Source organism: Desulfovibrio sp. DV (assembly GCF_001936595.1).
GTDB lineage: Bacteria > Desulfobacterota > Desulfovibrionia > Desulfovibrionales > Desulfovibrionaceae > Solidesulfovibrio.
In genome coordinates this window covers 17,031-28,393 of sequence record NZ_MLBG01000057.1, presented here as the reverse complement: position 1 = coordinate 28,393, position 11,363 = coordinate 17,031, and the positions used below count along the sequence as shown (strand labels likewise).

The window sequence follows — 11,363 nt, the reverse complement described above, 5'->3', positions numbered from 1 at the left end:
ATTGCAGGGGTCCGGGGGGATCATCCCCCCGGCCGCCGGAGGCATCTTCGCTTTTGCCTCTCCTCTCCCCCTACTCCCTACTCCCTACTTCCCTGCCTGGGGCAGGTAGTACTTCCCGTCACGCAGTTGTCCGGTTTTCCTGACGAATTCACCGAGGCTGCCGAGCGTCACGTAGGCGATGTCTTTGTCTTTGGCGAGCAGCGGCAGGAGTGCCTTCCATTGTTCGTTGGTGAACTCGTCGGGGCCGTGGGAGTAGAGGCAGCAGACGCCGCCGACTTCCTTGAGTTTGTTGAGGAAGGCGGTGACTTTGGCGGCGAATTCCGGGGTTGTCGGGTTGGTGCCGAAGGCGTCGCGGGGTTTGACGGCGTAGATCTGGTAGAGGTCGTAGCCGCCGGGGGAGCCGAGGGCGGCGTTGCCGGCGGTGCCGACGCGGCCGCAGGTGAAGCCGAGTTCGCGGGCGACTTGCCGGGAATCGGCGTCGGTGACGAGGAACGGGTAGACCATGGATTTGGCTGCATAGCTGGGCATACCGGCGGCGATGTCGGCCTGGGCGGTTTCCATTTCGTAGCGGGCGTTGGCGGTGACGTTGACGAACAGCGGTGCGAAGCCGTTTTTGTAAAAGATATCGGTCTTGCTGCGTTCCAGGAGGAACCGGGAATGGATGTTGGCGCAGTAGGGATCGCCGAGTTCGGCCACGATGCCGCGCACGTTGTTTAGGGCTTCAACGAGTTGTTTGAGGCTGGCGCAGCGGCCATTTTCGGACAGGTCGAATTCGGCCAGGGGTTTGGGATTGTCGTCGACGATGATGCGCAGGCTGGCGTTTTGCTCGTCCACGGCGGCGTAGGCGGATTTGGCGGCGGTGTTGAAGTAGCGCAGTTTGATGACGGCCCCTGGAGCCACGGCCACGTGGTCGCGGGTGTGGTTGGCTATTTCGTGGCCTTTGGCGACGAATGCGGCCATGCGGGCGTAGTCGTCGGGGGTGGCCTTGGCGGTATTGAGGGCCAGGGTGGCTTTCATGCCGAAGGCGTCGCAGTCGGTGGCGAGTTCGGACCAGAGGTCGAGGTTTGGCAGGTCGTCGATGATGATGTTGACGTAAGCGCGGGGGCCGGTTCCGGGGAGCGGGACGCCGCGTGTGGCCGGGGAGAGGCCCTGGGCCGGGGCGAAGCTGGCGGTGGCGGCGAGGAGCAGGCAGAGGATGAGGATGCCGCCGGCAACGGCGGAAAAGCGTCGGGACACGAACAGGCCTCCGGGGTCAATGTTTGTGGGTGGCCAGCCAGTCAAACAGGGCCGGGGTATTGCCGCCAAGCCGCCATACGGCCAGACGGGTGAAGCCGGCGGACTGGGCGGCCTGCCAGAGCGTAGCGAAGGTGGCGGCGTCGGCGTGCCAGACTTCGTGGTCTTTGCCGGATGTATCGCGGTAGCGGGAGACCATGTAGCCGTCGGGGTCGGAGCGCGTGGAGGTGGCCCTGGTCTGGGCCACCAGGGCGACGGCCTCGGCTTCGGTGAGTTGTTTGGCGGCCTTGCCGTCGGTCCAGTCGAAGCCGCCGGTGGCCAGGGCCAGGGTGGTCGTTTCCAGCAGTCCGATGGCGCGCAGGGCCTTGGCCTGTTCGGCCAGGAAGGCCGGGGTGGCCTTGGGGCCGGGGCCGGAGTGGGAACCGAAGAGGTTGTAGCCCATGAGCACGTAGGCCGGCCCGCTTGGCAGGGGGGCGGCGAGGTAGCGGCGCTGGGGCTGGAGCACGACGGACACGGCCAGCCCCCGGGCCGAGGCGGCGGCGTAGAGTTCGGCGATGAAGACGGAAAAATCCGGCCAGGTCGGGGCGGCCACGTTTTCGTAGTCGATTTCGATGCCGGCGAAGTGGTGGCGCTCGGCCAGACGGATCAGTTCGTCGATGTGGGCGGCCCTGGATTGGGGGCTGGCGACGAGGCGGCGCACCAGTTCCGGGTCTTTGAGCTTGTTGCCCTTGCCGGTCGGGGTGGCGATGTCGTTGACCACGGTGAGGTAGGCCGGGGTCTGGCCGAAGACGGATCGGACATCGTTGCCAAGGGCGGCGCCCCAGGCCGGGGACAGGGCGGCATGGTCGCGGTCGTCGAAATAGGCGGCGAAAATACGGACGGAATCGAAGCGTTGCGGATGGGCGCGCCATTCGGCCAGACCGCGGGCCAGGTCCCAGTCGGCGATCCAGGCGGTGAGGCGGTCGTTTGGCCCCGGGCGGGCGGCGGACGTGGCCGCCTGGGCCGAGCCATGGGGTGCCTGGGGCACGCAGGCCCACAGGATACCGAGCGCAAAAAGGGCCAGCGCCAGGGAAAATCCCTGGCGCGCGGCCCGTTTATCCATCAGAAGGTGTAGGTTATGCTGGCCCATGCTTCATTGAGGTTATAATCAGGTGTACTGAAGTAGGAGTACTTCAGTGACAGCTTTAGCCTGTCGCGCATGGTTATGTCCATGCCCGCGTTGGCCCGCCAGACTTCCCGCCAGCTGTTGTTGCGATCGCTGGAGGTGCCGTAGCCCAGGCTGCCGTTGACGTTGAACCAGCGGGTGGGCGAGTAGCCGAACGATCCGTAGGCCAGATGGGTGGCCAGATCCTGGGGCGCCCAGTACTGGATGGGGCTGCGGTCGCTGTTGGCGAACTGGAAGGCGTAGCCGAGCGAGAACATCGGGAATTCGGTCAGCCGGCGCAGCAGGCGGCCGTCGATGGACCCGGTATTGTTGCCGTCGGTACGCGAGATGCCGTGGACGTTCAGGAACAGATCCCAGAAGTCCAGAATCCGGTTGTGGGTGAACAGGCTTACCCGGTTGGCCATGATCTGGTCGGAGATGGCTTCCACGGTATCGATGCGCTCGTGGGCCACCTGGATGTCCCAGGTGCCGTCGATCTTGGCTCCCTTGGGCGCAAGCGGGCCGTGCAGCGTGGCCTGGCCGTTGGCCCAGGGGCCGGGGCCGCCGTTGGTGCTGGTCAGCTGGCCCTGCACTTCCAACCAGTATTCGGGATGGAAGAACCAGCGGCCGCCCACGGTCAGGTCCTGGCCGTCGAGGGTCTGGCTGTAGCGCGAGTTGGCGATGTTGTAGAGGCTTTCGGCCGAGACCGTGCCGTCCTGGGCCGCATTGGCAAAGGCCTTCAGGATCTGGCCCCGGCGCTGGAAGCTTTCGATGGACCACTCCACGCCGCCGACCTTGGCAAAGACGGTGAAGTCTTCGCGGATATGGACGTTGCCGCCCAGGCCATACCAGTAGTAGCGGCGGTTGTCGCTGTCCCACCAGGTGGTGGCGATGGCTTCGGCCTTGGGCCGCACCCGCAGTTCGGCCCGGTAGAGCTGTTCGGCGGCGCGCAGCGAATCCGGAGCCAGGGCCACGGCCTGACGGGCCAGGGACATGGCCACGGGATCGTCATAGCCGTAGTAGGCGTTGACCGCCTGATTATAGGTCAGGTCGGCCGGATTGACCTTGAGTTCGGCGGCTTCCTCAAAGTAGTTTTCGGCCTGTCCGACCTGTTCGTGCCAGGAATAGACCTTGGCCAGTTCCAGGGACACCTGATGCATGGGGTCGGCCTGATTGAGCCAGAGGTCCAGGGCGGCGGCGTCCATGGCCGGGGACACGGCCTTGGAGGCGACCTGCCGGGGGTTGGACACCGGGGTCCAGAAGCCTTCCGGGGACAGCTCGATGGCCATGGGGAAGGTCTCGGCCACCACCTTGTCGTAGGGGGCGGCGTCGGCGGTCAGCAGTTCGTTGGGGGAGGCCCCGCCGGGGTAGAAAAAGACCGGCCGGGTCCGGCCGAGGATTTCGCCGGTAGGATCGAGGGCCTTGAGCCGGGCCGCCAGCCGGGCCTGGGCATCTCCCCCGCCGGCCACGCCGGGATCGGCTCCGGCGGCGTACCACAGGCTCATTTTCTGGCCGTCGCCGGCCGTGACGCTTGGCGGATAGTGGTCGGTCAGGGCCAGGGACCAGCGGCCGGTGCCGACGAGGCGGGCCACTTGCGTAGCATCGGGCAGATACGGCGTTCCCGGAGTCAGGGATTCGCCGCCAACGATGAGCACGGCCTTGCCGTCCACAGCGGCAAGCGCCGCGTCGATCTTGTCCAGCACGGCGGCGTCGGTGCGGTCGATAAGCAGAATGACCGAGGGGGCCGTGTCGGTGGCCTTCCGGGCCAGGGCGGCGTCGCCGACCGGCCGGGCAGCCAGCTCGTCGAGGCTTAAAAACCGGCCGTTTCGGGCAGCCACGGCCTGGATATGGTCGGTGAGCTGGGACAGGCGGACCTTGCCGGCGGCTTCGGTGTCGCGCACGTCGGCGTAATACAGCGTCAGCACCCCGGCACCCGGGCCAAACTCGCGCAGCTTCTCCAGGGTCGGATAGGCCGGATGGAAGTTGTGGTCGGCCGCGGCGGCGATGGCGAACTTGAGGCTGGCTGCGGCATCGTCCGGGGCGGCCTCGCGCAGCGCCTTGGCCACCTTGTAGGCCTCGCCGGCCTTGCCGGTCAGTTGGTAGACGCTCAGCAACCCGCGAAGCGAGGAGAGGTGGCGGGGATTTTTCGCCAAAAGCGCCTCGAAGTGCTCCTTGGCCTCCGGGAACTTCTCCTGGTCAAGGAGCACCCGGCCAAGCATGTTCTGCATGGTGAGCGAATCGGGATCAAGGGCCAGCGACCGGCGCACGTAGCCTTCGCAGGCGGCCAGTTCCTTGGAGAACTCGGAAGCCTCGGCCGCAAAGCGCAGGAGTTCCTTGTCCGCGGGATGGCGGGCCAGTCCGATTTCGGCGACGCGCACCACTTCGGCATAGCTGCCAAGACCCATGAGCGCCTCGCACAGGACCCCGCCCAGGGCCGGGTCGGCCGAGGCGGCATAGGCGTCGGACAGCACGTCCACGGTGCCGGCAAACTTGTTTTGGCGATTGAGCGCCCGGCCAAGGCCGGAGCGATAGTCCAGGGAGCCGGGATTTTCGGCCAGAAGCTTGCGGTAAAGCGTCTCGGCCCCGGCCGGATCGCCCAATTCCAGGCGCACCACGGCGGCGGTGCCGAAAACGGCCCGCTCCTGCTTGGCCACCCGGGCCTCGTACCATGAGGCGTACTGCCGGGCCTCGGCAAAACGGTTTGCATCGACCAGCAGGGTAATGACCCGCATCCGCATGAGTTCGTCGCCCGGAACCAGGGCCAGGCAGCGCTGGAAATGGGCCAATGCCTTGGCCATGTCGCCGTCGAGGAAGGCGAATTCGCCCAGGGCGTAGTCGCGGTCAAAGGGCGTGGCCCCGGAGATGGCCTGGGCCAGCAGGGCCTCGGCCTCGGCCGTATTGCCCTGGCGCTTCTTGACCAGGGCCAGATAGAGCCGGGCCTGATTCTGGGCCGGGTCGGCGGCAATGGCAGCGGTTAAGAAGGTGGCGGCTTCGCTTAAGCGCCCCACCCGCCACAGCACCTTGCCGGCTTCGGCCTGGATTGCGGCCAGGGCCTTGGGGGCAATGCCCGTGGCCCAGGCCGGCGGCGTCAGGAAGAAAAAGCCGTCCACGATCTGCTGATCGGCCAGGGTGCGGGCAATGCGCAGGTAGAGTTCCCGGGCCAACGCCGGGGTGAGCGCCCCTTTGACCAGCCGGCCGTCGGCGTTAAAGCCGGACACGGCCGTCTGCCCGAGGCCGGTTGCGCCAAGGGCCGCAAGGCTGCGCATCCTGTCCAGGGCCAGGGGCACCTGCCCGTTTTGCAGGCCGGACATGGCGGCCAGCAGATCGGCATACGGTCCGGCCGGCGCACCGGCCACGACCTTGCCGACCAGATCCCAGCGGTTCTGGGCGGCCAGGCTCCAGGCCAGGCCAAGGGGCGTGACTTCCGGGGCCTGGGCCTTGAGCAGGGCCAGGGCTTCGCCGGTCTTGCCCTGTTCGATCAAAAGCGGCACCACCCGGGCAACCAGGGGATCGTCGTTGCCAAGGCCGTCGCTTAAGGCTTCCTTCCAGAAGACCAGTGCGGTGTCGTAGCGATGGGCCGCCCACATGCGCCAGCCGATGTCGCGCATGATGGCCGGTTTGACGTCCATGCCGGCCACCAGGGCGCGCACGTCGGCGATGACCCTGGCCGAGTCGGCCGACTGGCCCAGGCGGGCCACCATGACGTTGGCCAATTCGATGAACTGGTCGCGGAAGGGCTTGCGGTTTTTGATGCGGGACAGGGCAGCGGCGGCATCGGTGTAGGCTCCCTTATGCCAGGCCACGAGTCCCCTGCCAAAATTGACGCCGTCCTGGTCGGCTTCGTCGGCCAGGCTGCTCTCGAATTTGGTCGCCGCCTCACCCTGGCCCGAAGCCGTCAGCGCCAGAATGTACTGGCCCTGGAGCACCGGGTTTTTCGGATCGAACTGGAGGCTTTTTTCCAGGAAGTCGGCCGCCCGCTTGTAGTCTTTGGAAGCGAGCCGGGCATCGGCGATCCAGCCGGCCCAGCGTCCGACGTCCGGGGCGTTTCTCCAGTCCTTTTCCCAGATGTCCGCAGCCGCAGCGGTATCACCCTGATTGTAGTGCACCCAGCCCAGTTCGCCGGCCACGGCCACCTTGTCATAGCCGTTGGCCCCGGCTTGTTCCAGAAGCTGGTGGGCCAGTTCCAGGCGCTTTTCCGCCAGCATGTCCTGGCCGGCGTAGAATTGCAGGGCAGCCAGCACGTTCTTGCGGGTCGCACCGGCCTGGGCCGTAGCCAGTTCCTTCATGGCGGCGGGATCGCCGGCGGCATAGCCGGCAGCCAGCCGGGCCGTGGCCCGGCTCTCGGCCGAAGCCGGGGTCCAGACGGACAGGAAGCGCTTGAGATCGGACTTGGACGCCGGCTTGGCCAGCAGATCAAGAATCAGGGCGGCGGCAGTGTCTTCACCCACCCCGGCCACGTAGCGGGTCAGGGCCGGGTCCTTGCCGCCGGCCTTCTCGTCCAGGCGCAGCAGGGCGGACAGGGCCAGGATGTTGGTTTCGGGATTGCCGGGTTCGACCTTGAGGGCCACGGCCAGGGTGTCCATGGCCCCGGCGTAGTCCTTGGCCCGGATCTGCAGCGTGGCTTTCTGGTTCCACAGCGGCGGATAGGCCGGATCCTGGGACAGGGCCTGGCTGACCAGTTCCATGGCCTGCTCAAGCTGGCCCCGGGCGGCGGCCTGCTGGGACTGGCGCAAGAGGGTCACCACCGAGGCATCGGCAGCAAAACCGGTGGCCGGCGCAAACAACGTCAGCGCCAGGGTCAGGAAAATACCTTTGAGTACCATGGCGCTACCTCTTCACATCGTAGGAAACAGTTTGTGAGCCGGCCTGGGAGGCGGCCCGGAACAACATATGGGTCCGGTCGAAACGGTTTTCCAGGGCAACGAGGGCCGAGTCGTCGGCCGGAGGCGGCGTGTCAAAGAGCAGCCAGTCCGGGGACAGGGCGAGATCGGCGTCAAGCAGCCGGGCCTGTCCGGCGGCATCCACCCGAAGGGCCACGGAAAAGCCCTTGGCGTGCAGGGTGTCGATGGCGATTTTGAGCTGCCGCAGATCGTCAGGCTCGGCCATGGGCAGGACAAAGCCGCGCAGGAGCTTGGCAAAGACCATGGAGGCCGGGGCGTTCTCCACGAACCGCACGGTCTCCTGAACCGCAGCCGGGCCCTGGCCGGCCAGGTCGAGGTGGACGCCGACGCCGTTTATGGCCGCCGTTATGAGGGCTGCGGCATCACGCAGGGGGTCGGCCTGCAGGCTGTCGGCCGGCAGGACCACGGCGGTCAGGGTGCGGGCATCGGCCAGGGGCACGTCGCCGATGGTCGGGGCGCTTATCCAGCGCGGCGGGAAGGTGGCCAGGGTCAGATCGGTGAACGCGGCCGCTTCGGGCGAAGGATCATCCTGGTCGGACGCGCCGAGGGCAAAGCTGCCCCGGCTGGTGTCGGCGGTCAGGGGAATGGGATAGGGGGTGACGTTTTTGCCGTCCACGGTCAACAGCAGCCGGTTGCCCTTGACGCAAAGGTCAAAGGCCACCGGACCGGCGTGGTCCAGGGGCAGGACGTACTGGAAGATGGTGTTGAGCGAGGAGCCGTTTTTCTCCTGGACCATGACCCGCTCGGAGGTGGTGCGGATGCGCACGAAGGAGCCGGCGTCGCGGTAGCGCAGGTAGATGGTGCTGGCCCCGCCGTCCGGCGGCGTGGTCTTGACCTCGCACAGGAAGTTCTCAAACCCTTCGCTGCCGCGCAGGCGGGCAAAGCCGTCCTTGCCGGCCGGGGCGGTCATGGTCAGGCTCTCGCCAACGACCGCCAGGTCGCCAAGGGTCACCTGCCACAGTCCCTGGCGCACGGACTGGGAGAAATCCATATAGCGGGATCTGGGCTGGCGGGATTCGATCTCCAGGAGCAGGCGGTCGGCTGTCCAGTCCGGGGCGACCTGCATCCGGGTCAGCCCTCTCGGGTTGGCGTCGCGGGGGTTGTAGGTCTCGCCCACCCGGGTGAAGGCCACCTGGAAATTCTTGGCCAGGGCGGCCTCATTGGGCCGGGCCTCGGCGCTTGGCATACTGACGCCAAGCGTGTTGGCCGGCATGAAGAGGTAGCCAAGGGGGGTTATGCCGGAGTGGTCGGCAATGGCCTGGCGGGCCAGGGTGAAGTCGGCTGCCACCCGGGCGTCGTAGGCTTCCGGAGTCTCTTCCGGGCCCGCACCCGAGCCGGTCAGCCGCTCGGTCAGGTAATAGGCATAGCCGCCGGACGGGGTCCGGTTGATCAGTTCGGAGTGGTAGCCCATGGAACCGACGTCCCAGAAGGGATTGTCGGCGATTTTCCGCAGTTCCGAGCGGCGTACGAAAAACCGGTTCCAGCCGGTCAGTTGGTCGCCGTAGAGATACAGGGCGGCGTTGAAGCCGACGCCGGTTAAGACCGGCTGGCTGAAAAGCACGCTGTCCTTGCGCCCGCCCTCGAACATCAAATAGAGGGCCTTTTCCGGCAAGGGTTTATTTTTGTCATAAAAATCGACCAGATCGGCCGTCGTCACGGTCTTGTAGCCAGCCTTGGCCAGGGCGGCGAGATGCTCGCGCAGGCGGGCTTTGGAAACCAGGGAATGGACGTTCTCGTCGATGGTGATGCCGCCGTAGCTTATGGCCACAAACCCGTCGCGCTGGGTCCAGGCGGCCCGGTCGTGGACCGGCGGCGTGTCGCGCTTAAAGGCCGTCTGGTAGACGAAATACCCAAAGACGGCCAAAATGGCGTATTGGAGGAGGTAGCGAAAGAATTTTCTCATGGCGTGCGTCCCGTGTCTGTGGGTTGATAACGAGTGGCGGGCGGGCTCAGCCCATGTACTGGCCCTTGTCGTGCTTCGACGGCCGTGTTCCCCAGTCGGATTTCCAGAAGGTCAGCACAGCCCACACAATCTGCCACAGGAGCACAAACAGGTAGAAGAAGCAGAACGGTACGCCGTACAGCCACAGATTGGAACGCTTCAAGAGCAGGTAGGAAGTGCACATGAGCATACTCATGAGCAACACCCCGGCCAGATACATGGTGGGCCAGATTCCATAGGCCACCGGTATGAAGATAAAGGCCCGAAGCACCACCACCGGAGCCATCACCGGCAGGATCAGGCCCAGGTAAAACGAGATGGCCATGAACGGCTCTTTGAGCCACATGAACTTGCAGGCCCGCAGGCTCTCGCGCAGCCACGACCGTTTCCAGCGCATCTGCTGGTTGAAGAACTTGCCGTAGGTGGAAGGCACGATGGTGTTGCACACGGCGTTGTGCTGGTAGACGGCGTAGTGGCTGCCAAGGACGAAGTTGGTGAGGCTTCTGTCATCGCCGAAGGTGGCCGGCTGGCCGAGGAAGGTCTGGTTCACCCAGGGCTCAAGATAGTGCATGAGCACGTCGCGGCGGTAGCAGGCCAGCGGGCCGGACAGGCAGGTGACCACATCGAAGATGCTCTCGGCCGCCTTGAAGATGCGAAAGCCGATGAAGTAGCGCACGGCCTGCATCCGGGTGAGGATGTTGGTCCACTTGTTTTCCACTTCGCAGCGTCCGGTTGCGCCGCCGATGCGGGGATTGTGAAACGGCTGGACCACCTGAAGGATGGCGTCGGGCCGCAGGAAGCTGTCGGAATCGACAAAGACCACCAGCTCGTGCTTGGCCATGCGCGCCCCGGCGGCCAGGGCGTGGCGCTTGCCCTGGTTTTTCTCAAAGGCATGGATGGTCAGCCGGTCGCCGGCCTCGTCCTTGACCTTGGCCTGCACGGCCCGGGCCACGGCCACGGAGTTGTCCGTGCTGCCGTCATCGACCAGGATGACTTCGAGGCGTTCCTCGGGATAGTGCTGGTTCAAGCAGCCGCGGATGGTCTTTTCGATCCATTCCTCTTCATTGAAGCAGGGAATGACGATGCTCACACTGGGCTGATAGCCGGGAATCACCGGATAGGGCTTGTACAGGGCCGCAAAGAAAAAACGCGAGAGCAGATAAAAAACGGCGCACAGTCCGTAAAGAAAGACCGGCACGTCGAACCAGAAGTAAAAGATGCTCTCTTTTTTGATAAACCACACCCCAACCAGGGTGAGAAGGATGCCAAGCAGGGAGGCCGTCTCGAAATAGCGCCAGCGTTTGCGGCGCAGATACTGGGACAGCGGCTTGGCAAATTCAAAGGCCGCATACCCGGTGGACGAGTCCACCCGCACCACCCGGGCCGGCAGCTTGATAAACGATTCATAGCCCTCGGGCATGGTCCCGGCGCTTAAGAAAAACCGCACCACGGCCTTGTCGCCCACCCGCAGCGGCTTGTCCGGTTTTACGAGCATTCCCCCTTCGGAGATATCGACGGTCTCGCCCGAGGCGTAGCGGTACTTGCCGTCGGCACTGTAGATATCGGCCTGGCCCTGGGAGAAATAACGTTCTCCGGCGGCCCTGCGGCCCTCGCTTTTGGACGGTATGTCCGGGAGGTAGCGGCGATCAGGTTTTGTCTTGGGGAATACTTCCGTCATCGTCTCTCCCTCCGCAGCTATCGGTGTCGTTGCTCAGGTTGGGGGGAAACAGCTTCCGCCAACCACTTTTCCAGTCTTGCCTGTTTTAATTTCTCAAACAGTTGTACCAGTCACAGGGTGCTTCCAGACGGCTTCGTTGGCGCGGCCTCCCGGCCTTCCCCGCTCAATCGCCTGTAACACTCAACAATATTTCATCAATACATATCCGTAATGCGTATCGGCTGCGAGGACCGGCTCATGGGTTTGTTTCACCAATGAACCCCTCTGCCGCTTTGCAAAAAAGAAACCACCACGCAACCAAGAGGCCAGGCCTCCCCGCGCTGCTATATGCGATGCGTTTCGACGGAAACTATTGACAAACGAACACTGTTTCAGGGCAACACCACAGCCGAGGCCGGGGCCCGGCCGTAAAACCTGTGGCTTCCGCCCCAGGCAGGTCTCTTCAAAAGAAGACGCTGCAACACG

The 11,363-nt window shown here is 65.1% G+C and carries 5 protein-coding genes; all 5 read right to left on the bottom strand.

The window, feature by feature from the left end; genetic code table 11:
* Positions 1 to 84: 84 nt before the first annotated feature.
* From DVDV_RS13160 to DVDV_RS13140, 5 genes are read right to left on the bottom strand one after another with little or no spacing between them, the layout of a single operon-like run.
* Positions 85 to 1,236: a polysaccharide deacetylase family protein gene (locus DVDV_RS13160; protein ID WP_075355109.1), complete on the bottom strand. Its 1,152-nt coding sequence runs from the start codon at positions 1,234 to 1,236 to the stop codon at positions 85 to 87.
* 16 nt (positions 1,237 to 1,252) lie between these two features.
* The gene (locus DVDV_RS13155; RefSeq protein ID WP_075355108.1) at positions 1,253 to 2,335 is read right to left on the bottom strand and encodes a glycosyl hydrolase family 18 protein; all 1,083 of its coding nucleotides are present in this window, start codon (positions 2,333 to 2,335) and stop codon (positions 1,253 to 1,255) included.
* Complete coding sequence (locus DVDV_RS13150) at positions 2,335 to 7,200, bottom strand: tetratricopeptide repeat protein (RefSeq protein WP_075355107.1); 4,866 nt, start codon at positions 7,198 to 7,200, stop codon at positions 2,335 to 2,337. The genes DVDV_RS13155 and DVDV_RS13150 overlap by 1 nt, the downstream gene beginning before the upstream one ends.
* 4 nt (positions 7,201 to 7,204) lie before the next feature.
* Positions 7,205 to 9,181: a hypothetical protein gene (locus tag DVDV_RS13145; RefSeq protein ID WP_075355106.1), complete on the bottom strand. Its 1,977-nt coding sequence runs from the start codon at positions 9,179 to 9,181 to the stop codon at positions 7,205 to 7,207.
* A 46-nt stretch (positions 9,182 to 9,227) separates the two neighbouring features.
* Positions 9,228 to 10,898: a glycosyltransferase gene (locus DVDV_RS13140; RefSeq protein ID WP_075355105.1), complete on the bottom strand. Its 1,671-nt coding sequence runs from the start codon at positions 10,896 to 10,898 to the stop codon at positions 9,228 to 9,230.
* Between the last annotated feature and the right edge of the window lie 465 nt (positions 10,899 to 11,363).